General features: G+C 71.3%; 20 protein-coding genes. 19 read left to right on the forward strand and 1 reads right to left on the reverse strand.

The window, feature by feature from the left end; translation table 11 throughout:
- Positions 1-16: 16 nt before the first annotated feature.
- Positions 17-1,225: an MFS transporter gene (locus STRBO_RS0113755; RefSeq protein ID WP_020114326.1), complete on the reverse strand. Its 1,209-nt coding sequence runs from the start codon at positions 1,223-1,225 to the stop codon at positions 17-19.
- Between the two features lie 195 nt (positions 1,226-1,420).
- Between STRBO_RS0113755 and STRBO_RS0113760 the strand changes: the two genes are divergently transcribed.
- From STRBO_RS0113760 to STRBO_RS0113850, 19 genes are all read left to right on the forward strand, one after another.
- A complete protein-coding gene (locus tag STRBO_RS0113760) occupies positions 1,421-2,014 on the forward strand; it encodes a TIGR03086 family metal-binding protein (RefSeq protein ID WP_005477803.1) in 594 nt (197 codons plus the stop codon).
- A 685-nt stretch (positions 2,015-2,699) separates the two neighbouring features.
- Positions 2,700-3,449 carry an MBL fold metallo-hydrolase gene (locus STRBO_RS0113765; protein ID WP_005477801.1) on the forward strand — a complete coding sequence of 250 codons (750 nt, stop codon included), beginning with the start codon at positions 2,700-2,702 and terminating at the stop codon, positions 3,447-3,449.
- A gap of 164 nt (positions 3,450-3,613) precedes the next feature.
- Entirely contained in the window at positions 3,614-4,297 is a 684-nt protein-coding gene (locus STRBO_RS0113770) for a GntR family transcriptional regulator (protein WP_020114327.1), read from the forward strand.
- Between the two features lie 96 nt (positions 4,298-4,393).
- Positions 4,394-5,305, forward strand: a complete 912-nt coding sequence (locus STRBO_RS0113775) for a dihydrodipicolinate synthase family protein (RefSeq protein WP_005477797.1) — start codon at positions 4,394-4,396, stop codon at positions 5,303-5,305.
- On the forward strand, positions 5,302-7,041 hold the full coding sequence (araD, locus tag STRBO_RS0113780) for an L-arabinonate dehydratase (protein ID WP_005477795.1): 1,740 nt from the start codon (positions 5,302-5,304) through the stop codon (positions 7,039-7,041). Before STRBO_RS0113775 ends, araD begins: the two co-directional genes overlap by 4 nt.
- Positions 7,042-7,247: 206 nt before the next feature.
- On the forward strand, positions 7,248-8,192 hold the full coding sequence (locus STRBO_RS0113785; protein WP_020114328.1) for a carbohydrate ABC transporter permease: 945 nt from the start codon (positions 7,248-7,250) through the stop codon (positions 8,190-8,192).
- On the forward strand, positions 8,189-9,091 hold the full coding sequence (locus tag STRBO_RS0113790; protein ID WP_005477791.1) for a carbohydrate ABC transporter permease: 903 nt from the start codon (positions 8,189-8,191) through the stop codon (positions 9,089-9,091). Before STRBO_RS0113785 ends, STRBO_RS0113790 begins: the two co-directional genes overlap by 4 nt.
- Entirely contained in the window at positions 9,088-10,392 is a 1,305-nt protein-coding gene (locus STRBO_RS0113795) for a pectate lyase family protein (protein WP_005477790.1), read from the forward strand. Before STRBO_RS0113790 ends, STRBO_RS0113795 begins: the two co-directional genes overlap by 4 nt.
- Positions 10,389-11,579, forward strand: a complete 1,191-nt coding sequence (locus tag STRBO_RS0113800; RefSeq protein ID WP_005477781.1) for a Gfo/Idh/MocA family protein — start codon at positions 10,389-10,391, stop codon at positions 11,577-11,579. Before STRBO_RS0113795 ends, STRBO_RS0113800 begins: the two co-directional genes overlap by 4 nt.
- The gene (locus STRBO_RS0113805) at positions 11,576-12,421 is read left to right on the forward strand and encodes a DUF6807 domain-containing protein (protein WP_005477779.1); all 846 of its coding nucleotides are present in this window, start codon (positions 11,576-11,578) and stop codon (positions 12,419-12,421) included. Before STRBO_RS0113800 ends, STRBO_RS0113805 begins: the two co-directional genes overlap by 4 nt.
- Positions 12,418-14,055: a glycoside hydrolase family 43 protein gene (locus tag STRBO_RS0113810; RefSeq protein WP_005477778.1), complete on the forward strand. Its 1,638-nt coding sequence runs from the start codon at positions 12,418-12,420 to the stop codon at positions 14,053-14,055. The genes STRBO_RS0113805 and STRBO_RS0113810 overlap by 4 nt, the downstream gene beginning before the upstream one ends.
- Positions 14,056-14,087: 32 nt before the next feature.
- Complete coding sequence (locus STRBO_RS0113815; protein ID WP_020114329.1) at positions 14,088-16,091, forward strand: pectinesterase family protein; 2,004 nt, start codon at positions 14,088-14,090, stop codon at positions 16,089-16,091.
- Between the two features lie 71 nt (positions 16,092-16,162).
- The gene (locus STRBO_RS0113820) at positions 16,163-17,509 is read left to right on the forward strand and encodes an ABC transporter substrate-binding protein (RefSeq protein ID WP_005477774.1); all 1,347 of its coding nucleotides are present in this window, start codon (positions 16,163-16,165) and stop codon (positions 17,507-17,509) included.
- Between the two features lie 110 nt (positions 17,510-17,619).
- Complete coding sequence (locus tag STRBO_RS0113825) at positions 17,620-18,426, forward strand: rhamnogalacturonan acetylesterase (RefSeq protein WP_005477773.1); 807 nt, start codon at positions 17,620-17,622, stop codon at positions 18,424-18,426.
- Between the two features lie 66 nt (positions 18,427-18,492).
- Complete coding sequence (locus STRBO_RS0113830; protein WP_005477771.1) at positions 18,493-19,800, forward strand: pectate lyase family protein; 1,308 nt, start codon at positions 18,493-18,495, stop codon at positions 19,798-19,800.
- On the forward strand, positions 19,800-20,948 hold the full coding sequence (locus STRBO_RS0113835) for a pectinesterase family protein (RefSeq protein WP_020114330.1): 1,149 nt from the start codon (positions 19,800-19,802) through the stop codon (positions 20,946-20,948). Before STRBO_RS0113830 ends, STRBO_RS0113835 begins: the two co-directional genes overlap by 1 nt.
- Before the next feature lies 1 nt (position 20,949).
- Entirely contained in the window at positions 20,950-21,984 is a 1,035-nt protein-coding gene (locus STRBO_RS0113840) for a pectinesterase family protein (protein WP_005477767.1), read from the forward strand.
- Positions 21,971-23,128, forward strand: a complete 1,158-nt coding sequence (locus tag STRBO_RS0113845) for a dienelactone hydrolase family protein (RefSeq protein ID WP_005477766.1) — start codon at positions 21,971-21,973, stop codon at positions 23,126-23,128. The genes STRBO_RS0113840 and STRBO_RS0113845 overlap by 14 nt, the downstream gene beginning before the upstream one ends.
- 35 nt (positions 23,129-23,163) lie before the next feature.
- On the forward strand, positions 23,164-24,276 hold the full coding sequence (locus STRBO_RS0113850) for a right-handed parallel beta-helix repeat-containing protein (protein ID WP_005477760.1): 1,113 nt from the start codon (positions 23,164-23,166) through the stop codon (positions 24,274-24,276).
- The last annotated feature ends 82 nt before the right edge of the window (positions 24,277-24,358 follow it).

The following is a 24,358-nucleotide window of genomic DNA, read 5'->3' on the forward strand; positions in this document are numbered from 1 at the left end:
CAGCGTCCCGTACGGGTCAGCGACGGCACAGCAGCCAGGCCGCTGTCAGGAGGAGAAGTGTGCCGACGGCCGGCAGCAGCACCGGGAGACCGGCCACGTCCACCAGGCCGGCGCCGATCGCCGTGCCCACCGCTGTCGGGGCGAAGAGGAGGGTGTGGGCGGTGGCCGTGGTGCGGCCCAGCCGGTCGGGCGGGGTCTCGCGCTGGACCGCGGTGAGCGCCGCGGTCAGGACGCAGGGGAGGCCGATGCCGATCGCCGCGCCGCAGGCCAGGGCGGCGATGTCGCTCGGGACGGTGCGGGCCGCCACCGCCGTCCCCGTCAGGGCGATGCCGTAGGCCGCGAAGGGGAGTTCGCCGAGGCGCCGCAGGAGGGGGCCCGTGGCCAGGCCGACGGCGATCGAACCGGTGCCCTGGGCGACGAAGAGGAGGCCGGTGTACGCCGGGGAGTGGCCCAGGGACTCGACCACCGCGTAGATCAGGGCGCCGTTCACCCCGGAGAGCAGCATCGTCGTGCCGCCGGCCAGGACCAGGGGGCGCATGCGCTCGTGGGTGAGGAGGTGGCGGGCGCCTTCGGCCGTGCGGGCGTACAGGCCGGGGGCGGGTCCTTCGCCGCGGCCGGGCGGGCGCGGCGTTCGCCTGCGCACCAGTCCGTACAGCCCCGCCGCCGCGACGAACGTCACCGCGTCCAGCAGGGCCACCGTCGCTCCGCCGTACGCCGCGTACAGACCGGCTCCCGCCGACGGGGCCACCAGTTTCATGCTCTCGTTGGCCGTCATGCGCAGGCCGTTGAAGTCGCCGAGGAGGGCAGGGTCGACGGCGGTGGCGACGAGGGCCGACTCGGCCGCGTCGTGGACGACGCCTGCCGCGCCGTAGACGAGGAGGACCGCGTAGAGGAGCCACAGGTCGCCCGGGGAGTCGACGGCGAAGAGGGTGAGCAGGAGGGCGGCCAGGCCCAGGTCGGTTGTGACGAGGAGGGCGCGGCGGCGGGGGCGGTCCGCGAGGGTGCCCAGGAGGGGGCCGGCGAGGAGCGGGGCCCACAGGGCGAGCGTGCACAGCGCCGCCAGCGCGTCCGAGCCCGTGAGGTCCTTGACCCAGATGCCCGCGACCAGCCACATCGCCGACGAGCCGAGGCCCGAGACCACCACGGCGGCGAGATACGGCCCCGCGTTCCGGTCCCCGAGGACACGCCTGGTGGCCCGGGCGGACGTCGATGTCGTCGATTTCATGGATGTCATGGCTGGTGATCGTGGTGCTGAGAACCCGCCGCACGGATCGGGCAGATGCCCTAGGAATCGTCGCCGGGAGGAACGAGTGCGGGGCGAGCGATGAGTTCCCGGGACGCCGGGGGTCTACCGACATGACGACAGAGAACACGGGCGCACCACCCCGACGCGCCTTCGAGACGTACCCAGGAGCTCCGCATGACCGACCAGGCCCCGGCCCCCCTCGACCTCGCCCCGCAGGCCCGCGCCGTCGCCCGCCTCGCCCGGGGCGTCCGCGACGATCAGCTCTCCGACCCCACTCCGTGCCCGGAGTACGCCGTGCGCCACATCCTCGGTCATCTGCTCGGGCTGGCCGCCGCCTTCCGTGACGCGGGCCGGAAGGATCTGGGGCCCACGACGGACACCAACCCGCAGGCGGCGCTGCCCGACATCGGGCCGGACTGGCGCGAGGCCCTGCCGCGAGTCCTCGACGAACTCGCCGAGGCCTGGCAGGACCCGGCCGCGTGGGTGGGCGAGACCCGGGCGGGCGGGGTGTCCCTGCCGGGGGAGATCGCCGGCGCGGTGGCCGCGGACGAGCTGGTCGTGCACGGCTGGGACCTCGCACGGGCGACCGGCCAGGCGTACGACCCCGATCCGGCGGCTCTCACCGCGACCCACGCCTTCCTCGCCGCCTCGGCCGACGACCCGGCGCGCGGCGAGATCTTCGGCCCCGTACAGCCCGTACCGGACGACGCGCCGCTGCTGGACCGGGCGATCGGCCTGAGCGGCCGCGACCCGCTCTGGAAGCGGTAGGCCGCGCGGCGGAGGGCGGAGGGCGGAGGGCGGAGGGGAGCGCCCATCAGGCGGGCGGGAGGGCTGTGTGTGGGTGCGGGCGGACCGGCGTGGTGGGGGCCCGCGACGGTGTGAGGGTGAGGACGACGCGACGGCCACCAGGGCGCGATGGTGGAGACAGCAGGCGGACCGCCGAAACCGGCGGTCCGGAGAGGCCGGGCGACCACAGCAGCGACGGTCGTGGCGGCGGTCATGGCAGGGAGGGCGACAGGGGCGGGCGCGCCGGCGCGGGCGGGCTGCTCCCGGGACGGGGTGCGGCCGGCCGTACGCACGGGCACGGCGGGCTCACCGGGGGCTCCCGGCGCGTCGGCTCCAGCGGTCGGCGCCGCTAGCTGCCCGCAACGCCGTGGCGGCGATCACGGCGGGCGGGCCGCGGCCGCGGGCGCACGGGCGCACGCGCGCACCGGCGCGGGCATGCACAGGCGAGGGCACGCCGGCGGTCGTCCGGGGCGGCGTGACGGCGGGCGGGACGACCCCGGGCCGGGCCGAGCCCCGCCGGGTCACGCCCCAACCGCATCCCGTCCGCCCGCCCCGCACCCCACCCGAGCAACAGTCCCCACCCGCCCCGCACCCCCCGTAGACGCATCCAGGACAGAACCTGCGAAACGCGGCGCGCACCCTCCTCCCGCTCCGTACGCTCCCGGGCATGCCCCTGAGTCTCACCGTCCTCGGCACCGCCTCTCCGTACCCCCGCCCGGGCCGGCCCGCCTCCGGGTATCTGCTGCGCGGCGGGGGCGCCGAGATATGGGTGGACGCGGGGTTCGGGACGTTCGCCGAGTTGCAGCGGCACACGGATCCCACCCGGCTCACGGCGATCTGGATCTCCCATCTGCACGCGGACCACAGCGCGGACCTGGTGGCCGCGATGTACGGCTTCGCGTACGGCGGCCTCACCCTGCCCGCGCCGCTGCCCGTGTACGCGCCCGACGGCTGCGCGGAGCGCCTCGCCGGATTCTTCGGGAGGCCGGACACGACCTTCCTGAACAGCGTCTTCGACTTCCGGACCCTCTACGACGGCCACACGGTCCGGCACTGGAACCTCACTCTCACCGCCCATGCCGTCGTCCACGACGTGGAGTCGTACGGGCTGCGCGCCGAGTGCCAGGGCCGCGTCTTCGCGTACTCGGGGGACAGCGGCCCGTGCGACGCGCTGAGCCGGCTCGCCGGCAGCGCGGACCTGTTCCTGTGCGAGGCGGACATCGACGTGCGTCGCGAAGGTGAACCCCACGTGCACCTCACGCCGGAGGAGGCCGGGACCTACGCGAAGAGTGCGAGCCGGCTGCTGATCACCCATGTGGGTCCCACGCTCACCCCGGAGGGGGCGACCGGCCGGGCGGCCGTCGTCTTCGGCGGGCCCACCGAGAGCGCGCGCGAGGGCGACACCCAGACCGTGTGATCTCAAGATCATGTGATGGTCGGCACATCTTCTTCTGTCAGAAGCATTGACGAAACATCACGCCCCTCCTACCTTCAACGCGTCGTACTTCGTACGTCATATATGAGACGCGATACGTGAGATCTCCTACCTGAGATCTCATACGTGAGAACCGAGAGGCGCGCATGACCTCTGTGCCCACGCCGATCCCCTCCCGCACGCAGTTCGTGCTGGAAGGGATCAAGCACCGCATCCTCACCGGGCAGTTGACGCCCGGTCAGGCGCTGGTCGAGACCGAGCTGGCCGCGCAGTTCGGGGTGTCCAAGACCCCCGTGCGCGAGGCGCTCAAGACGCTGGCCGGGACCGGCCTCGTCGTGATGAGCCAGTACAAGGGCGTCACGGTGCGCATGGTGGACGCGGACATGGCGCGCGAGGTCTATGACGTGCGGCTGCTCCTGGAGCCGGAGGCCCTGCGGCGCTCGGTGCGGCGCGGCGCCCCCTGGGACGCGGCCGCCGACGCGCTGACCCGGGCCGACGAGGCCACCGACACCGCCGAACGGTCTCTGGCCAACCGGGAGTTCCACCGCGCCCTGTACGTGCCGTGCGGCAACCCGCTGCTCGGCCGGATGCTCGACGAGGTGCGCGACCAGGCCGCCCTGGTGTCGGCCGTGGCGTGGGCCGCCGACCCTTCCTGGGAACGGGAGGCCGCCGAGCACCGGGAGATCCTGCGGCTCGCCCTCGACGGCGACGCCGACGGCGCTGCCGCCGCCCTGCACGCGCACATCGCCTCGTTCGTCGAACGGGCCTTCCCCGGGGCGCGGGAGGACGAGCAGGCCTCAGTGCCCCGGCGGCCCCGGCAGAACCGGTAAGCCCCTGTGTCCACGAGGCACGGCGCACCCGCACGGCACCGCGGACCGCCGGCCTCCGTAGTCCTCCAAGAGCTTTTTCGCAGAGGAAGGTCATCCATGAGCAGCGTGACGTTCGAGACCCAACGGGCGGCCCTGGCCGACGTGGTGGCGATCCCGGTGACTCCGTTCGCCGAGGACGGCACCGTCGACCAGGGTGCCCACCGGGCCCTGTTGCGCCGGCTGCTCGACGGAGGGATCACCACCCTCACCCCCAACGGAAACACCGGCGAGTTCTACGCCCTCACCCCCGAAGAGCGGCGCCTGGTCAACGAGCTGACGATGGACGAGGCCGGCGACCGGGCCGTGATCCTGGTCGGGGTCGGCCACGACGTACCCACCGCCGTGGCCTCCGCCGAGCACGCCCGTGAGATCGGGGCGCAGATGGTGATGGTCCATCAGCCGGTGCACCCGTACGTGTCGCAGGACGGCTGGGTCGACTACCACCGGGCGATCGCGGAGGCCGTGCCCGAACTGGGCGTCGTGCCCTACATCCGCAACGCGCAGCTCACCGGCGAACGGCTCGCCCGGCTCGCCGACACCTGTCCCAACGTGGTCGGGGTCAAGTACGCCGTGCCGGACGCCGCGCGCTTCGCGGCCTTCGCCCGCGACGCCGGCCTGGAGCGCTTCGTCTGGGTGGCGGGGCTCGCCGAGCCGTACGCACCCTCCTACTTCTCGGCCGGAGCCACCGGCTTCACGTCGGGCCTGGTGAACGTCGCCCCGGCCGTCTCGCTGAACATGATCGAAGCGCTGCGCTCGGGTGACTTCCCGGGCGCCATGAAGATCTGGGAGCAGATCCGCCGCTTCGAGGAGCTGCGCGCCGCCAACGGCTCCGCCAACAACGTCACCGTCGTCAAGGAGGCCCTCGCCTCCCTCGGCCTGTGCCGCCGCGACGTCCGGGCCCCCAGCAGGCACCTGCCCGAGGACGAACGCGCCGAGGTCGCCGCCATCGCCGCCGGGTGGTCGATATGAAGCAGGAGCAGCACACGAAGAGGCCGCAGGAACTCCGGAGCCACCAGTGGTACGGCACGGACGGGCTGCGCTCCTTCAGCCACCGCGCCCGCACCCGTCAGCTCGGCTACCTCCCCGAGGAGCACCTCGGCAAGCCGGTCATCGCGATCCTCAACACCTGGTCCGACATCAACCCCTGTCATGTGCACCTCCGGGAGCGCGCCCAGGCGGTCAAGCGGGGCGTGTGGCAGGCGGGCGGCTTCCCGCTGGAGTTCCCGGTCTCGACCCTCTCCGAGACCTTCCAGAAGCCGACCCCCATGCTCTACCGCAACATGCTCGCGATGGAGACCGAGGAACTGCTCCGCTCCTACCCGGTCGACGGGGCCGTGCTGATGGGCGGCTGCGACAAGTCGACCCCCGCGCTGCTGATGGGCGCGGCGAGTGTCGACCTCCCCGCCGTCTTCGTACCCGCCGGGCCGATGCTGCCGGGCCACTGGCGCAACGAGGTCCTCGGCTCCGGCACCGACATGTGGAAGTACTGGGACGACAAGCGCGCCGGGCTCATCGGCGACTGCGAGATGACCGAGCTGGAGTCCGGTCTCGCGCGCTCCCCGGGCCACTGCATGACGATGGGTACGGCCTCCACGCTCACCGCCGCCGCCGAGGCGCTCGGTGTCACGGTGCCGGGCGCGTCCAGCATCCCGGCCGTCGACTCGGGCCACGACCGCATGGCGGCCGCCGCCGGCCTCCGGATCGTCGAACTGGTCCACAAGGACCGCAAGCTGAACGACATCCTCACCGCCGACGCCTTCGAGGACGCCGTCACCACCGTCCTCGGACTCGGCGGCTCCACCAACGCCGTCATCCACCTGATCGCGATGGCCGGCCGGGCGGGCGTCAAGCTCACCCTCGACGACTTCGACCGCGTCGCCCGTACCGTCCCGGTGCTCGCCAACGTCCGGCCCGGGGGCCGGCAGTACCTGATGGAGGACTTCCACTTCGCGGGCGGCCTCCCCGGGTTCCTCTCCCGGATCACCGACCTGCTGCATCTGGACCGGCCGACCGTCTCCTTCGACACGATGCGCGAACAGCTCGACGGCGCGCGCGTGCACGACGACGACGTGATCCGCACCCGCGACAACCCGGTCGCCACCGAAGGCGGCGTGGCCGTCCTGCGCGGCAACCTGTGTCCGGACGGCGCGGTCATCAAGCACATCTCCGCCGAACCGCACCTGCTCAAGCACACCGGCCCGGCGGTCGTCTTCGACGACTACCGCACGATGCAGCGCACGATCAACGACCCGTCCCTCGGCATCACCGCCGACAGCGTGCTGGTGCTGCGCAACTCCGGGCCCAAGGGCGGACCGGGCATGCCCGAGTACGGGATGCTGCCCATCCCCGACCACCTGCTGAAGCAGGGCGTACGGGACATGGTGCGGATCTCCGACGCCCGGATGAGCGGCACGAGCTACGGCGCCTGCGCCCTGCACGTGGCACCGGAGTCGTACGTCGGCGGGCCCCTCGCCCTCGTGCGCACCGGCGACTCGATCACCCTGGACGTCGAGGCACGGGCTCTGCGACTCAACGTGGACGACGAGGAGTTGGAGCGCCGTCGAGCGGACTGGACGCCACCGCCCACCCGTTACGAACGCGGCTACGGCGCCCTCTACAACGACCAGATCACCCAAGCGGACACCGGCTGCGACTTCGAGTTCCTGGCCAGACCGGGCAAGGTCCCGGACCCGTACGCGGGCTGAGCACCCTGTAGGGGCGCGGGGCTGTATCGAACATGCGGCTCCGCCGCGTGGGCGCGACCAGCCACAACGCACCCGCACCCGCCGACGCACCACATGTGGCATCCCGTACCGCGCGATCAAGCACATCCATGCACAGCGAGAAAGCGCTTCCTGCACCACGACGCACCAAGACGCACCACGACGTACCCAGAAACGGAGCCCCAGTCATGGCCCAAGCCGCAGCCGTGGCGAAACCGCCCGCGCCACCCCGGCGGAGCCGTGCGCGCCGTGCCTCCGCGACACCGCGCAGGCTGCCCTACCTGCTGATCGCCCCGGCCGCCCTGCTCATGCTGGGCTTCATCGCCTACCCGGTCATCAGCGTCTTCTACTACAGCCTGCAGCACTACAACCCCACCAAGCCCTGGCGGAACGGCTTCGCCGGCTTCGACAACTTCGTCCACGCCTTCACCGAGGACCCCCTCTTCTGGGACACCCTCGTCTTCAGCGCCAAGTGGGTGGTCGTCGAGGTCTCGCTGCAGCTGCTGTTCGGCCTGGCACTCGCGCTCATCGTCAACCAGACCTTCGTCGGCCGGGCCGTCGGCCGGGCGCTGGTCTTCTCGCCCTGGGCCGTCTCCGGCGTGCTGACCTCCGCGATCTGGGTGCTCCTCTACAACTCCCAGACGGGCATCACCCGTTACCTCGCGGACATGGGCATCGGCGAGTACGGCACCAGCTGGCTCTCCGACACCTCCACCGTCTTCTCGGCGGCGGTCGTCGCCGACCTGTGGCGCGGTGTCCCCTTCTTCGCGATCCTCATCCTCGCCGACCTCCAGTCCGTCTCGAAGGACCTGTACGAGGCCGCCGAGGTCGACGGCGCCGGCCGGGTCCGGCAGTTCCTGCACATCACGCTGCCGCACCTGAAGGACGCGATCATCCTCTCCACGCTGCTGCGCGCGGTGTGGGAGTTCAACAACGTCGACCTCCTCTACACCCTGACCGGCGGCGGACCGGCGGGGGAGACCACGACGCTCCCCCTCTACATCGCCAACACCTCGGTCGACGCCCACAACTTCGGTTACGCGTCCGCCCTGACCACGGTCGCGTTCGTGATCCTGCTCTTCTGCTCGATGGTCTATCTGCGGCTCAGCAAGTTCGGAGGCGAGTCCAAGTGATCACCAAGGACGCCGAGAGGACCGTACCGGTGACGTCCGCGCCCGCGGCCGAGGAGCCCCCGCAGCGCCCGCACAAGGTCCGCCGCGCCTGGGACGAGGTGCCGCGCTGGCAGATCTACCTGCCGCTGGGGATCTACCTGGTCTTCACCCTCGTCCCCTTCTACTGGATCCTGCTCTTCGCGCTGCGCAAGCCCGGCTCGACCTCGCTCGTGCCGTGGCCGGTGACGTTCGAGCACTTCGAGAAGGTGTGGAACGAGCGCAGCTTCGGGGTCTACTTCCAGAACAGCGTGCTCGTCGGTGTCGTCACCCTGCTGATGACCACGCTCGTCGCCCTGGCCGGCGGCTACGCCCTCGCCCGCTTCGACTTCAAGATCAAGCGCGGGTTCATGCTGGCGCTGCTGTGCTCCCAGTTCGTCCCGGGCGCACTGCTCCTCGTCCCGCTGTTCCAGATCTTCGCCGAGCTGCGGATGATCAACTCGCTGTTCAGTGTCATCCTCGCCGAGACGGTCTTCCAGCTGCCGCTGTCGATCATCCTGATCAGCAACTTCATCAAGAACGTGCCGTACACGCTGGAGGAAGCGGCCTGGGTGGACGGCTGCAACCGGTTCACCGCGTTCCGGGTGGTCGTGCTGCCGCTGCTGCGGCCCGGCCTGATCGCCGTCGGCTCCTTCGCCTTCGTGCACTCCTGGAACCACTTCCTGTTCGCCCTGATGTTCCTCAGCAACCAGGACAAGCAGACGATCCCGGTCGGCCTCAACACCCTGCTCAGCGCGGACAGCGTGGACCTCGGCGCGCTGGCGGCCGGCGGCATCATCGCCGCCGTGCCCGTGGTCATCGTCTTCGCCTTCATCCAGAAGTGGCTGATCACGGGCTTCAGCGCCGGGGCGGTGAAGGGATGACCGCACGCCGCAGAGCGGCGCAGCTCCTCGCCCTCGCCGGGGTGCTGGGTGCCACGCTCACCACCCCGGCCGGGGCCGAGGCCCGGGACATCGGCCGCGACACGCTCGCGACGGACGACGGCTGGGCGGCCGCCGACGGTGGTACCACGGGAGGTTCCACCGCAGACGCCGCCCACGTCTTCACCGTCCGGACCCGGAGCGAGCTGGTCCGCGCCCTGGACGGCGGCAGCGCCGCCCCGAAGATCATCCGGATCGCGGGGACCGTCGACGCCAACACCTCCGACGACGGGGACCGGCTCGACTGCGCCGACTACGCGACCGACGGTTACGACCTGAGGAAGTACCTGGCCGCGTACGACCCGCGCACCTGGGGCTCCGCCAAGCCCGCCGGCCCCCAGGAGGAGGCCCGTCAGGCGTCGGCGGCGAAGCAGGCCGAACGGGTCGAGCTGGCCGTCGGCCCCAACACCACCCTCGTCGGCCTCAAGGGCGCCGTCCTGAAGGGCGCGAGCCTCCAGCTCAGGGGCGTGGACAACGTCATCGTCCGCGACCTCGAACTGCGCGACGCCTACGACTGCTTCCCCGTCTGGCAGCCCAACACCGGCGGACTCGGCGACTGGAAGGCGGCGTACGACAACATCTGGGTGCGCGGCTCCCGCCATGTCTGGATCGACCACGTCACGATCTCCGACAAGGGACACCCCGACGAGGACGAGCCCACCCACTTCGGCCGCAACCATCTCCGCCACGACGGCCTGCTCGACATCACCAACGCCTCCGACCTGGTCACCGTGTCCTGGAGCCGCTTCGCCGACCACGACAAGGCCATCCTGATCGGCAACGGGGACACCGCCACCGGTGACCGGGGCAGGCTGCGGGTGACGCTGCACCACAACGAGTTCGAGAACGTCGTGCAGCGCGCGCCGCGCGTCCGCTTCGGCCAGGTGCACCTCTACAACAACCGCTACGTCGTCCCGGCCGGCGCCCACGACTTCCGGTACTCCCTGGGCGTCTCCACCGAGTCCGCCGTGTACGCCGAGAACAACGCCTTCACCACCCCCGGCCACATCGAGGCCGCCGACCTGGTCAAGAGCTGGAACGGCACCGCCCTGCACCAGACGGGCACCCTCTTCAACGGCTATCCGGTGGATCTCCTGGCCATCCACAACGCCTACAACTCCGGCAGCGAGCGTGATCTCACGGCCGACGTCGGCTGGACGCCTACCCTGCACCAAAAGATCGACAGCGCCGGGAGGGCCGACCGAGAGGTGGCCCGCGGCGCGGGCGCAGGGAGGATCCGATGACCCCGATGAACCGTGAGACCACCGCCTACGACACCCCGCTGCCGCTCGTCCTCGCAGGCGCCCGCGGCCACGGCCGCTGGCACCTGGAGAACATCCGGCGGCTGCAGGACAAGGGGATCGTCCGGCTCGCCGGGATCTGCGAGCTGACCCCGCTGGGCGCGGACGAGATCCCGGACGGTCTCGGCACGCCCGAGCAGTCCGCCGACCTCGGGGCGCTCCTCGACGCGACGGGCGCCGCGATCGCGGTGATCTGCACCCCGATCCCGACCCACACCGACCTGGCCCTGACGGCGGCCCGGCGGGGCGTGCACGTGCTGCTGGAGAAGCCGCCGGCGCCGTCGTACGCCGAGTTCCGCCGCATGGCGGACGGGGTCGCGGACGCCGGCACGGTCTGCCAGATCGGCTTCCAGTCGCTGGGCTCGCACGCCCTGCCCGCCATCCGGACGATGGTGGCGGACGGCCTGATCGGCGAGGTCGTCGGCATCGGCGGAGCCGGCGCCTGGGCGCGCGCCGAGGCGTACTACCGGCGGGCGCCCTGGGCCGGCAAGCGGCGCCTGAACGGCGTGGACGTGATCGACGGGGCGCTCACCAACCCCCTCGCGCACGCCGTCGCCACCGGGCTCGCCCTCGCCGGCGCGGGCCGCGCCGAGGACGTCACGGCCATCGAGACCGAGCTGCTGCGCGCCAACGACATCGAGTCCGACGACACCTCGTGCGTGCGGGTCACCACCGTCGACGGCGGCCGGATCACCGTCGCCGCCACCCTGTGCGCGCAGGACCCGGACGAGCCGTACAACGTCGTCCACGGCACCAGCGGCCGGATCACCTTCTGGTACAAGCAGGACCGCGTGCTGGTCCAGCGGGCCGGGCACGGCCCGGAGGAGATCGAGTACGACCGCACGGACCTGCTGGAGAACCTCGTCGACCACCTCGTCGACGGCACCGAGCTGCTGGTCCCGCCGGCGGTGACCGGCGCGTTCATGAAGGTCGTCGAGGCGATCCGACTCGCCCCGGACCCGGTCGCGCTCCCGGCCGGCGCCTGGCACCGGCTGCCCGACGAGGAGCGCCGCGTCGTCGACGGCATCGACGGCCTGGTCGCGGCCGCCGCCGACAACCTCGCCCTCTACTCCGAACTCGGCGCCTCCTGGGCGCTGCCCGAAGCACCGGCGAAAGAGGTGAGCACATGATGACCGACGCATCCCTCGTCCTGCGGGTGGCGGGCCGTCCGGTGGGCCGCTACCTCACCCGGCCCGAACTGCCGGAACGGCACTCGCCCCGCCCCTATCTGCACCCCGTCACCACCCTGTCCGGTACGGCGGTCACCGAACTGAGCCCCGCCGACCACACCCACCACCTCGGCGTCGGTGTCGCCGTTCCCGACGTCGAGGGGCACAACTTCTGGGGCGGACGCACCTACGTCCGCGACCGGGGCCCGACCGAACTCGCCAACCACGGCTCCCAGCGCCACACCGCCTTCCAGCTGCGGGACCCCGACGGTTTCGTCGAGGAGCTGCGCTGGGTGGCGTCCCCCGGAGAGCTGCTGCGTGAGCGCCGTACGGTCGCGGCCACCGAACTCACCGAATCCTCCTGGGCGCTGGACTTCACCTTCTCCCTCACCAACACCACCGACGCCCCGGTCTCGATCGGCAGCCCCGCCACCAACGGCCGCCCCGGCGCCGCGTACGGCGGCTTCTTCTGGCGGGCCCGCAAGGAGGCCGCCGCACCCCGCGTCTTCACCGCCGACGCGGAGGGCGAGTCGGCGGTCCACGGGCAGCGCGCCGACTGGCTCGCCCTGGCCGGCGGCACGTGGACGCTCGTCTTCGCGGGGGCCACCGCCGCCACCCGCCGCGACCCGTGGTTCGTGCGCGCCGAGGAGTACCCGGGAGTCGGCTCCTCCCTCGCCCACAGCGAGCGCCTTCCGATCGGGCCGGGCGAGACCGCCGTACGCCGTGTCGTCACCGTCGTCGCCGACGGCGTCCTCGACCGGGGCGAGGCCGCCGCCCTCGCGCGGAAGGCGGTGAGCGCATGAGCGGCCTGTCCGCCGCCACGACCGGTGCCGGCGCCGTCACCGCGTCCGCAGGCACCGCGTCCGCAGGCACCGTGTCCGCCGTCACCGCGCCCGCCTTCTGCGCCGACCAGGGCGACGGCACCTACCGCAACCCGGTCCTCGACGCCGACTGGTCCGACCCCGACGTCCTGTGCGTGGGCGACGACTTCTATCTGACGGCCTCCAGCTTCGGCCGGGCTCCGGGTCTTCCCCTGCTCCACTCCCGGGACCTGGTCAACTGGACGCTCGTCGGCCACGCGCTCGAACTCCTGGAACCGGCGGCCGAGTTCAGGGTCCCGCGCCACGACTGCGGGGTGTGGGCGCCCTCGCTGCGGCACTTCGACGACCGGTTCTGGATCTTCTGGGGCGACCCCGACCACGGCGTCTTCCAGGTCAACGCCCCCGGAATCAGGGGCCCCTGGACCCGCCCGCACCTGGTCAAGGAGGGCAAGGGACTCATCGACCCCTGCCCGCTGTGGGACGAGGAGACCGGCGAGGCGTACCTCGTGCACGCCTGGGCCAGGTCCCGCTCCGGGATCAAGAACCGGCTCACCGGGCACCGTATGCGGCCCGACGGCACCGGACTGCTCGACGAGGGCAAGGTCGTCGTCGACGCGGACCGGCTCCCCGGCTGGTTCACCCTGGAGGGCCCCAAGCTCTACCGCCACGACGGCTGGTACTGGATCTTCGCTCCCGCCGGGGGTGTGGAGACCGGCTGGCAGGGCGTCTTCCGCTCCCGCGAGTTCTTCGGCCCGTACGAGGAACACATCGCCCTGGAGCAGAAGGACACCGAGGTCAACGGGCCCCACCAGGGCGGCTGGGTGCGCACGGCGGCCGGCGAGGACTGGTTCCTGCACTTCCAGCAGCGCGGCGCGTACGGCAGGGTCGTCCACCTCCAGCCGATGCGCTGGGACACCGCGGGCGGCTGGCCGGTGATCGGCGACGACGGCGCACCGGTCGCCGTCCATCGCAAGCCGGCGCTCCCGGCACAGCCGCCGGCCGCGCCCGCGACCGACGACGACTTCCCCGGCGGCCGCTTCGGACGCCAGTGGCAGTGGACCGCGAACCCCCAGGACGGCTGGGCCACCCAGCACTCCGGGGACGGGCTGCGGCTCACGTGCGTGCGCTCCGTGCACGCGCACGACCTGCGGAAACTGGCGAATGTGCTCACACAGCGGCTGCCGGGGATCCCGGCCGTGATCGAGGTGGAGCTGAGCCTCGACAGCGAGGAACCGGGGGCGCGGGCGGGGCTCGCCGTGCTCGGGGACGCGTTCCGCTGGATCGGACTCCAGCGGGGGGCCGACGGGACCGTGCATCTCGTCCACCGGTTCGCCGAGACCGTGGCGGACCGGGAACGGGACGCCGGCCATCCCCGCCCGGCGCCGGAGGGACGGGCCCGGCTGCGGATCGAGACCGCCGCCGGGGCCCGCTGTCGCTTCTCCTACGACGTGGGGGAGGGGTGGCGGTCCTCGGGACAGGTCTTCGCCGCGACCCCCTGGCGCTGGGTCGGCGCCCTGCTCGGCCTCTTCGCGGTCGCGCCCACCGGCGGCGGACACGCCGGAGCGGCCACGTTCACCCAGTTCCGGATCACCGCCACACGCGCCACGACCGCCTGACCCCAGACTTCGTACGCCTGTTGGGAGCCGCAATGACGCACCTCCGTAGCAAGCGCTTGCCGCATCGAGGGAGAGCCTTAACCGCCGTCACCGCCCTGCTCGCCTCGTTCCTGGCCGGCGCGCTCACCCCGGCCGAGGCCGCACAGCCCGCCGAGGCCGCCGAGGCCGCCACCACGGTGAAACCCCGCTGGAGCGACCGGCCGCACGGCTTCGCCTCCCTCGACGGCGGTACCACGGGGGGCGCCGGCGGCAAGGTCGTGACCGTCACCGACCAGGCCTCGCTGGTGCGGTACGCCTCCGCCGAGGAGCCCTACGTCATCCGCGTGGCCGGGGCGATCGACGTGGCGCCCTTCGGCTCGGACATCGCCGTGACCTCGCACAAGACGATCATCGGCGTCGGCGACACCGGCGAGATCGTCCACGGCGAGTTGCACCTCGGCCCCGGGACCAGCAACGTCGTCATCCGCAACCTGACGATCCGGGACTCCTACGTCGAGGGCGACTGGGACGGCAAGACCACCGACTTCGACGCGATCCAGATGGACACCGTCGACCACGTCTGGATCGACCACAACCGCTTCGAGCACATGGGCGACGGACTGCTCGACATCCGCAAGGACAGCCGGTACATCACCGTCTCCCACAACCAGTTCAGGAACCACAACAAGGCCCTCGGTATCGGCTGGACCACCAACGTCCGGACCGAGATCACCATCGACCACAACTGGTTCACCGGCACCAAACAGCGCAACCCCTCCGCCGACAACTGCGCCTACGCGCACCTCTACAACAACTACCTCTCGGCGCAGGTGGCCGACGGCGACCCCGTGTGGACGTACGGGAACTGGTCGCGCGGCCGGACGAAGATGGTCATCGAGAACAGCTACTACGACGGCGTCCAGCACCCCTACCAGGCCGACGCCACCGCCGAGCTGGTGCAGCGCGGGTCGATCCTGAAGAACGTCGGCGGACGGCAGGACGCCTGGGGCGACGCCTTCGACCCCCGGGACTTCTACCGCTACCGGCTCGACCCGGCCGCCGCCGTCCCCGCGCTGGTCACCCGGTTCTCCGGCCCGCAGAAGACGCTCGGCACCGACACCGTGCTGAACGTCCCCGCCGACCACGCGACCGTGCAGGCGGCCGTCGACGCCGTGCCCGCCGGCAACGACGGCACCCTCACGATCCGCATCGCGCCCGGCACCTACCGGGCCAAGGTCCTGATCCCCGCGAACAAGCCGAACCTGGTGCTGCGGGGGACTGGACAGGATCGCTCGGACACCGTCATCGTCTTCGACACGCCCGCCGCGAACGGCGGCTCCAACGGCAGCGCCACCGTGCGGATCCTCGCCAGTGACGTCACCGCCCGCAACCTCACCTTCAGCAACGACTTCGACGAGGCCGCAAGCGAGGTGAACGGCGAGCAGGCGCTCGCGATGAAGACCACCGGCGACCGGATCGTCTTCGAGAACACGGCCTTCCTGGGCAACCAGGACACGCTGATGACGGACAGTCCCAGGCTCGACGTCGTCAGCCGGGTCTACATCCGCGACTCGTACATCGAGGGCGATGTCGACTTCATCTACGGCCGGGCCACGACGGTGATCGAGCGTTCCCTGATCAAGGCGCTCAGCCGGGGCTCGGACAGCAACAACGGGTACATCACGGCCGCCTCCACCTGGAAGGGCAACCCCTACGGCTTCCTGATCACCCGGTCGAAGGTCGTCAGTGACGCGCCCGCCGGGACCTACCACCTCGGCCGGCCCTGGCACCCGGGCGGTGAGCCGGACGCCGTCGCCCAGGTGCTCTTCCGCGACACGGAACTGCCCGCCGCGATCAAGTCGTCGCCGTGGACCGACATGAGCGGCTTCTCGTGGAAGGACGCCCGGTTCACGGAATACCGGACGTACGGGCCCGGGGCCGGCGTCAGCGCCGACCGGCCGCAGCTCGACGCCTCACGGGCGTCGGCCCACACGGTCACCACGTACCTCGCGGGGACGGACGGCTGGGCGCCGCACAGCCGGCGCGCCGGCCACTGAGTCCGCTCCCGGAGACAGCACAGACCCCCACAACTTCATCACCCTCGTATCCAGCAGAAGAGAGCCGTTCCATGAAGATCAGCAACCGCAGAAGCAGGCGCGCCGCCGTGGCCGTCGCCCTGGGATCCGTCCTCGCGCTGACCGCCACCGCCTGCGGTGACGACGGCAGCGGTGCGGGCGGCGACAAGGGCTCCGAGGGCAGCGGCAAGGGCAAGGTCCTCTTCTGGGACAACAACGGCGGTGTCCGCACCGACATCTGGAAGGAGATCATCGCCGACTTCGAGAAGGCCAACCCGGACATCGAGGTCGAGTACGTCGGGATCGCCTCCACCGAGTACCAGTCCAAGGTCGACACCGCCATCCAGGGCGGCGGCCTGCCGGACGTCGGCGGGGTCGGCGCGGCCATGGCCGCCGGGTTCGCGGCCCAGAACACCCTGGAGCCGCTCGACGACCGGCTCGCCAAGTCCTCCCTGAACGGCAAGCTCAACGAGGCGATGGTCGAGTCGCTGAAGTCCGCCGGCGGCGGCGACGCCCTCTACTCGATCCCGACCTCCGCCAACAACGGTGTCCTCTACTACCGCACCGACCTGTTCGAGAAGGCGGGCCTGGACGCGCCGACCGACTGGGACAAGTTCTACGCGGCCGCCGAGAAGCTCACGAACAAGGGAAAGAACGAGTTCGGCTACACCATCCGCGGTGGCGCCGGCTCCATCGCGCAGGCCCTGGACGCGATGTACGGGCAGTCCGGGATCACCTCGTTCTGGGACGCGAGCGGTGAGAAGACCACCGTCAACGACCCGAAGAACGTCAAGGCGTTGGAGAAGTACGTCGGCCTCTACAAGAAGGTCACGCCGGCCGCCGACCTCAACAACGACTTCACCAAGATGGTCGCCCAGTTCGACTCCGGCACCATCGGCATGCTCAACCACAACCTGGGCTCCTACCAGGACCACGTGAAGGCGTTCGGCGTCGACAAGTTCCGGGGCATCCCGCAGCCGACCGGCTCCGACGGCAAGCGGGTCCAGGTCTCCAACCCGGTCGACGGGCTCGGGCTGTTCAAGAGCTCGAAGAACAAGGAAGCCGCCTGGAAGTTCATCGAGTTCGCCACCTCGCACGAGGAGAACTCCAAGTTCAACAAGTCGGCGGGGCAGGTGCCGTCGAACAACGACGCGGCCAAGGACGGCTGGATCTCCGAGGCCGAGCCGACCAAGCTCGCCGCCGCCGCGCTGACCGACGGATCCACCACCATCGTGCAGCTGCCGTACTACCTGCCCGACTGGAACACGATCTCCAAGACCGACAACGAGCCGGCCTTCCAGAAGGTGATGGACGGCCAGACCAGCGCGAAGGAGTTCCTGGACGCCCTGGCCGACCAGTTGAACAAGGCGCAGGCCGAATGGAACGAGCAGAAGGGCTGACCCTTTGCCGGTAGGCCGGGTCTCCCGGCCACCGGTTCGTCACTCGGCCGGTCGCGCAGTTCCCCGCGCCCCGATCTGGGGCGCGGGGCCTACTGGAAAGGCACCCGCACGTGTCACTCACCCGTAGACAGGTCACCACCGCGGCGCTCGCCGCCGTTCCGCTCGCCGTCGCCGCCACGGGGCCCGCGTCCGCCGCGCCGGCGCCACGCGGGGCCCGTCGGGAACGCACCCTCTACATCGCCGGCGACTCCACCGCCGCGCAGAAGTACGCCGACGCCGCCCCCGAAACGGGCTGGGGCATGGCGCTTGCGTTCTTCCTCCGCTCGGGGCTGAAGGTCTCCAACCACGCGGTGAACGGCCGTAGTTCGAAGAGTTTCATCGACGAGGGGCGCCTGGACGTCATCCTCGACGCCATCGGCCACGGGGACCTGCTCGTCATCCAGTTCGGACACAACGACTCCAAGATCGCGGACCCCACGCGCTACACCGAGCCGTGGACGACCTACCAGGACCATCTGCGCCAGTACATCGACGGCGCACGGGCCCGGGGGGCCCGGCCGGTGCTCGCGACCTCCGTCGAGCGCAGGAAGTTCGACGCGGCGGGCACCGCGCTGCCCACCCACGGCGCGTATCCGGCGGCGGCGATCGCGCTCGCCGCGCAGGAGGGCGTTCCGCTCCTCGACATCCAGGCGCTGTCCATCGCGCTGTGGCAGAGGCTCGGCGTCGAGGAGACCAAGAAGTACTTCAACTGGACCGCGACCGAGCAGGACAACACCCACTTCAACCCGCCGGGAGCCATCGCCGTGGCGCGGCTGGTCGCCTCCGAGCTGCTGCGGCGCCGGGTCCTCTCGCGGCTCGACGTGCGCCGGCTGACCGAGGAGATCCCCGACTCCTGGATCACCTGGCCCGAGGCGTAGCTCCCCGCGCGCGGCTTTCGCGTGCCCCCCAAGAACTCCCCCTTTGCTTCGAAAGGAACCACCTCCATGCGTCCTCATATCTGGCATGCTCACGCCATAACCGCCGTCATCGGCTGCACCGCCCTCGTCCTCGGCGTCACGGGCACCGGTGTCGCCCAGGCCCAGGGACGCGACCTCGGCCGGCAGGTGCTCGGCGCCGGTGACGGCTGGGGCTCGGCCGAAGGCGGAACCACCGGTGGCTCGACGGCAGACGCCGACCACGTCTACACCGTCACCACCTGGGCCGAGTTCAAGGCCGCGCTGCGGGACGGCGGTGACGCGCCGAAGATCATCAAGGTCAAGGGCATGATCGACGCCGTCTCCGAGGGGTGCGAGGCCTTCGTCGCAGGCGGCTACGACCTCCAGCAGTACCTCAAGGACTACGACCCGGCCGTGTACGGCAACGACGAGGTCGCCAAGGGCCCGCAGGAGGACGCGCGGGTCGCCTCCGCCGCCCGGCAGGACTCGGAGATCAAGGCCAACATCCCGAGCAACACCACCATCGTCGGCGTCGGCAAGCACTCCGGCATCCTCGGCGGCAGCATCCAGATCAAGGGCGTCTCCAACGTCATCATGCGCAACCTCACCATCGAGGCGCCGCTCGACTGCTTCCCCAAGTGGGACCCCACCGACGACAACAACACCGGCAACTGGAACTCCGAGTACGACGCCGTCGTCGTCTACGGCACCGACCACGTGTGGCTCGACCACAACACGTTCACCGACGGGCGCTACCCCGACAGCGAGCGGCCGGTCTACTTCGGCAAGGTCTTCCAGCAGCACGACGGGCTGACGGACATCGTGCGCGGCGCCAACCACGTGACCGTGTCCTGGAACCGCTTCCAGGACCACGACAAGAACATGCTGATCGGCAACAGCGACAGCACCGCCACCATCGACTCCGGCAAGCTCAAGGTCACCATGCACCACAACCGCTTCGACGGGATCCTCCAGCGCTCCCCGCGCGTGCGGTTCGGCCAGGTCGACGTCTACAACAACCACTACGTCGTCGGCGAGGCGCAGAAGTCCGACTACTACATCTTCGGCGTCGGCATCCGCTCGCAGCTCCACGCCAGCGACAACGCGATCACGCTGCCGGCGGGCGCGAGCGTCGGCAAGGCCCTGAAGAAGTGGAACGAGTCCCCGCTCACGGCCCGGAACAACTACGTCAACGGCAAGCCGACGGACCTGATCGCGGTCCACAACGCCGAGATCCCCACGGAGATCCTGCAGTCCGGCGCCGGGTGGACGCCCACCCTGCGCACGAAGGTCGACTCCCCGCGTGCCGTGCCGGGCATCGTCGGGAACGGCGCGGGTGCCGGGAAGGTGTGCTGATGGGGGGCTCCGGCCGCGGGGTCGGCAGACGGTCCCTCCTGACCGCCGCCCTCGGCACCACCCTCGCCCTCACCCTCACAGCCCCCGCCCGAGCCGCCCACGGTCGCCGCGTCTTCGGCCGGTACGGATCGCCCGCCGCCCGGCTCGACGCGCGGACCCTGTACGTGGACGCCGCCGGTGCCGGTGACTTCACCACCGTCCAGGCCGCGGTGGCTGCCGCTGGGGGTACCTCCCCGGCGGTCAGCACTGGGGGAGGCAGCGGGTACACGCTGGTCATCGCACCGGGCGTGTACCGCGAGACCGTCGCCGTCAGCGTCGCCCGTACCGGGATGACCTGGATCGGGGCCTCCGACAACGCCCGGGACGTGGTGGTCGTGTACGACAACGCGGCCGGTACGCCGAAGCCGGGCGGCGGCACCTACGGCACCACCGGGTCCGCCACGACCCTGGTGCAGGCCGACGGGTTCACCGCGCGGGACATCACCTTCGCCAACGACTGGCTGCGCGCCGACCACCCGGAGATCAGCGGCACGCAGGCCGTCGCGATCAAGGTGCAGGGCGACCGGGCGGCGTTCCTGCGGTGCCGGTTCCTCGGGCATCAGGACACGCTGTACGCCGACTCGATGGCCCTCGGCACCTTCGCCCGGCAGTACTTCCGCGACTGCTACGCCGAAGGGGACGTGGACTTCGTCTTCGGCCGGGCCACGGCCGTGTTCGAGCGCTGCCGCTTCCACACGCTGACCAGGACCGATCTGGGGTCCGCCCCGTACGGGTTCGTGTTCGCGCCCTCCACCGCGGGCGCCAACCCGCGCGGCTACCTCGTCACCGGCGGGCGGATCACCAGCGAGGCCCCGGACGCCTCCTACAAGCTGGCCCGCCCCTGGGTGCCCAGTTCGGACACCACCGCCCGGCCCATGCTCACCGTGCGCGAGAGTCACCTCGGGCGGGGGATCGACGCGGTCGCCCCGTACACGAACATGTCGGCCGGCTTCCCCTGGCAGGACCAGCGGTTCGCCGAGTACCGGAACATCGGGCCGGGCGCCGTCGTCTCCGTCCCCGAGAACCGGCCCCAGCTCACGCGCGCGGAAGCCGCGTCGGCGACCCGCGAGGCGTATCTCGGCGCCTGGACCCCGTGGGAGAGGTGCTGACATGCGCCGGCGCACCCTGCTCACCGGGCTCGCCGGTGGCCTGGCGGCCGTCGGCACCACCCCCGCCCTCGCCCACGGCCATGCCCGCAGGGTCCTGCACGTGCGGCCCGGCGGGTCCGTCCAGGCCGCCGTCGACGCCGTCACCGGCCCCGGGTGGACCGTCGTCGTCCACCCGGGGACCTACCGCGAGGTCGTCAACATCCCCGCAGAGAAAGGGGAGTTGATTCTGCGCGGCGCGTCCCGCGACCCCCGCGCCGCCGTCGTCGTCTTCGACCGGGCGGGCGGCACCCCGAGGCCCGAGGGCGGCACCTACGGCACCGCGGGCTCCGCCACCTTCACCTCGGCGGCGGCCGGGCTGACCGTACGCGACCTGACCCTCGCCAACGACTGGCTGCGCGCGGACCATCCGGACTACACGGGGACCCAGGCGGTCGCCGCGTACGTCACGGGGGACCGCTCGCACTTCGAGAACGTCCGGTTCCTCGCGCACCAGGACACCCTCTTCGCGGACACCACCGCGCTCGACGCCTTCGACCGGCAGTACTACCGGCACTGCCACATCGAGGGTGACGTCGACTTCGTGTTCGGGCGGGCCAGGGCCGTCTTCGACGCCTGCCACTTCCGCACGCTCCAGCGGGACGTGTCCTTCACCCCCAAGGGCATGGTCTTCGCCCCGGCCACCGCCCGCGCCAACCCCTACGGCTTCCTCGCCCTGCGCGGTCGGATCACCTCCGGGGCCGAGGACGCCGCGTACAAGATCGCCCGGCCCTGGGTGCCCTCGTACGAGACGACCGCCTGGCCCTCGCTGGTCGTGCGGGACACCTGGATCGGGCCCGGGATCGACGCGGTCGCCCCGTACACCAACATGCGGGAGGCCTACCCCTGGCAGACCATGCGCTTCGGGGAGCACGCCAACTCCGGTCCGGGCGCGGTGGTCGCGGTGCCGGAGAACCGGCCGCAACTGACGGACGCCGAAGCCGCGACGCACACGCGGCGGACGTACCTGGGGGACTGGCGGCCCTATGGCCACCGGTGAACCGGTGGGGCGGCGCGCTTTCGTGGCGGGCGCGGGAGCCGCCGCCCTCTTCGCGGGCGCCGGACCCGCCGAGGCCGCGGCACCCCTGGAAGGCACCCTCCCTGACTTCCATCCCCTCCTCAAGGACGAGCTCCGCTTCCCGCTCGCCTGGGGAACCTCGCCCATCCGTGACTTCCGCGCCTGGCGGCGGGCGGCACGGGCGAAGGTCGAGGAGCACCTGTTCGTCGCCCGGGACGACACCCCGTACGCCCCGGAGTTCGGCGAGCGGAGCACCCAAGGGGAGGGCTTCACAAGGGAGTTGGTCACCTTCTCCCTCAGCCGCTACGGCCGTGTCCGGGGTGCCCTGCTCACCCCGCACGGAACCGGGCCCTTCCCCGCCGTCCTCCTCCTGCACGACCACGGCGCCAGGTTCGACATCGGCAAGGAGAAACTGGTCCGGCCCTGGTCCGACGGGAGCCGGCTGCCCTCGGCGCAGGCCTGGGCCGACCGGTACTTCGACGGGCGGTTCGTCGGCGACGAACTGGCCCGGCGCGGCTACGTCGTCCTCGCCGTCGACGCGCTCGGCTGGGGCGACCGGGGCCCGGTCGCCTACGAGGAACAGCAGGCGCTGGCCGCCAACCTCTACCACCTGGGTTCGTCGCTTGCCGGACTCATGGCCAGGGAGGACGTGCGCGCGGCGGGCTTCCTGGCCGGTCTCGACCGGGTGGACCGGCGCCGGGTGGCCGCCCTCGGCTTCTCGATGGGCGCGTTCCGGGCCTGGCAGACGGCCGCGCTCAGCGACGACATCGCGGCCACCGTGAGCGTCTGCTGGATGACCGGGCTCAAGGAGGTCATGGTCCCCGGCAACAACATCCTGCGCGGCCAGTCCTCCTACTACATGCTCCACCCCGGGCTCGCCCGGCACCTCGACTTCCCCGACGTGGCGAGCATCGGCGCCCCCAAGCCGATGTTCTTCCTGAACGGCGGCCTCGATCCGCTGTTCCCCGCCGACGGCGTCCGCGTGGCCCACGACAAGCTGCGCGCCGTCTGGCGGTCCCGCCGCGCCGAGGAGCGGCTGCGGCTGAGGACCTGGCCGGACCTCGGTCATGTCTTCACCGCGCCCCAGCAGGACGAGGTCTTCGACTGGCTCGACTCCGTCCTGTGAGCGACCCCACCCGCACGAGAAAGGAACCGCTCTCCATGTCTCGTCGTACCACTCTCGCCCTGGGCACCGCCCTCGCCATCGGCGCCGGCCTGGCCGTGCTCCCCACCCAGGCGCACGCCGCCACGGTCGTCGTCGGCAACACCACCGACCTCTCCAACGCCATCAAGAACGCCACCGCCGGCACCACCATCCAGGTGCGCGGCGGCACGTACTACCCGACGGCGACCCTCCAGTCGACGGCCAACGGCAGTTCCTCCAGCCGGATACGCCTCCAGCCGTACGGCTCCGAGACCGTGAAGATCGACGGCTCGAACCTTCCCGCCGGCGGCTGGATCTTCAAGCTGACCGCCGACTACTGGACCGTCTCCGGGATCACCTTCCAGAACTCCCCGGACAGCGCGGTCGTCTGCCAGTCCTGCGCCTCCACGGTCTGGGACAACATCAGGACCATCAACGGCGGCGACTCCGGCTTCACGCTCACCGGGGACAGCACCACCGACAACACCGTCCGCAACATCGACTCCTACGGCCACTACGACGCGGCCAACCACGGGGAGAACGCCGACGGCATCGCGGTCAAGTTCGGATCCGGCTCCGGCAACCTCATCACCGGTGCCCGCCTCTACAACAACGCGGACGACGGCCTGGACTTCTGGTCCTTCTCCTCGCCCGTCACCGTCGAGCACACCTGGGCGATGGGCAACGGCAGGAACCGCTGGGGCGACTCCGCGTTCGCCGGCGACGGCAACGGCTACAAGCTGGGCGGCGACGGCGAGACCGTCGCCCATGTCATCAACAACTCGGCCGCCTGGGACAACGCGGGCAACGGTTTCACCGAGAACAGCAACAAGGGCGCCATCGTCATCAACCGCACCACCGCCTACGCCAACGCCAAGTGGGGCTACTACTTCGCCACCGGCGCGGCCCGTCTCGGCAAGAACCTGGCGGTGAGCAACAGCGGCGGCTCGGTCAACAAGGGCTCGTCGGTCGCGTCGTCCGGCAACAACTGGGACTCGGGCGTGTCGACCCCGGCCTTCCGCTCGACCAGCGCCTCGACGACGTTCAACGCCCGCTCGTCCAGCGGCACCCTGCCCGCGACCACCTTCCTGACCACGGGCAGCACCACCATCGGCGCGACCATGAACTGAACTGGGCCGCGAAACTTTCGAACAGTTTCGCGGGCGCGCGGCAACCCTTTCGCGCCGGGCGGCGACCAGGGGAACGAAGCGG

The organism is Streptomyces bottropensis ATCC 25435 (genome assembly GCF_000383595.1).
Lineage (GTDB): Bacteria > Actinomycetota > Actinomycetes > Streptomycetales > Streptomycetaceae > Streptomyces > Streptomyces bottropensis.

Bases quoted from the DNA above. Each gene is read 5' to 3' on its own strand.
- STRBO_RS0113760 (WP_005477803.1), top strand. From the start codon at position 1,421: ATGACCGACCAGGCCCCGGCCCCCCTCGACCTCGCCCCGCAGGCCCGC.
- STRBO_RS0113835 (WP_020114330.1), top strand. From the start codon at position 19,800: ATGGGGGGCTCCGGCCGCGGGGTCGGCAGACGGTCCCTCCTGACCGCC.
- STRBO_RS0113805 (WP_005477779.1), top strand. From the start codon at position 11,576: ATGATGACCGACGCATCCCTCGTCCTGCGGGTGGCGGGCCGTCCGGTG.
- STRBO_RS0113795 (WP_005477790.1), top strand. From the start codon at position 9,088: ATGACCGCACGCCGCAGAGCGGCGCAGCTCCTCGCCCTCGCCGGGGTG.
- STRBO_RS0113845 (WP_005477766.1), top strand. From the start codon at position 21,971: ATGGCCACCGGTGAACCGGTGGGGCGGCGCGCTTTCGTGGCGGGCGCG.
- STRBO_RS0113755 (WP_020114326.1), bottom strand. From the start codon at position 1,225: ATGAAATCGACGACATCGACGTCCGCCCGGGCCACCAGGCGTGTCCTC.
- STRBO_RS0113815 (WP_020114329.1), top strand. From the start codon at position 14,088: ATGACGCACCTCCGTAGCAAGCGCTTGCCGCATCGAGGGAGAGCCTTA.
- STRBO_RS0113800 (WP_005477781.1), top strand. From the start codon at position 10,389: ATGACCCCGATGAACCGTGAGACCACCGCCTACGACACCCCGCTGCCG.
- STRBO_RS0113785 (WP_020114328.1), top strand. From the start codon at position 7,248: ATGGCCCAAGCCGCAGCCGTGGCGAAACCGCCCGCGCCACCCCGGCGG.
- STRBO_RS0113820 (WP_005477774.1), top strand. From the start codon at position 16,163: ATGAAGATCAGCAACCGCAGAAGCAGGCGCGCCGCCGTGGCCGTCGCC.
- STRBO_RS0113830 (WP_005477771.1), top strand. From the start codon at position 18,493: ATGCGTCCTCATATCTGGCATGCTCACGCCATAACCGCCGTCATCGGC.
- STRBO_RS0113770 (WP_020114327.1), top strand. From the start codon at position 3,614: ATGACCTCTGTGCCCACGCCGATCCCCTCCCGCACGCAGTTCGTGCTG.
- STRBO_RS0113850 (WP_005477760.1), top strand. From the start codon at position 23,164: ATGTCTCGTCGTACCACTCTCGCCCTGGGCACCGCCCTCGCCATCGGC.
- STRBO_RS0113765 (WP_005477801.1), top strand. From the start codon at position 2,700: ATGCCCCTGAGTCTCACCGTCCTCGGCACCGCCTCTCCGTACCCCCGC.
- STRBO_RS0113775 (WP_005477797.1), top strand. From the start codon at position 4,394: ATGAGCAGCGTGACGTTCGAGACCCAACGGGCGGCCCTGGCCGACGTG.
- STRBO_RS0113810 (WP_005477778.1), top strand. From the start codon at position 12,418: ATGAGCGGCCTGTCCGCCGCCACGACCGGTGCCGGCGCCGTCACCGCG.
- araD (WP_005477795.1), top strand. From the start codon at position 5,302: ATGAAGCAGGAGCAGCACACGAAGAGGCCGCAGGAACTCCGGAGCCAC.
- STRBO_RS0113840 (WP_005477767.1), top strand. From the start codon at position 20,950: ATGCGCCGGCGCACCCTGCTCACCGGGCTCGCCGGTGGCCTGGCGGCC.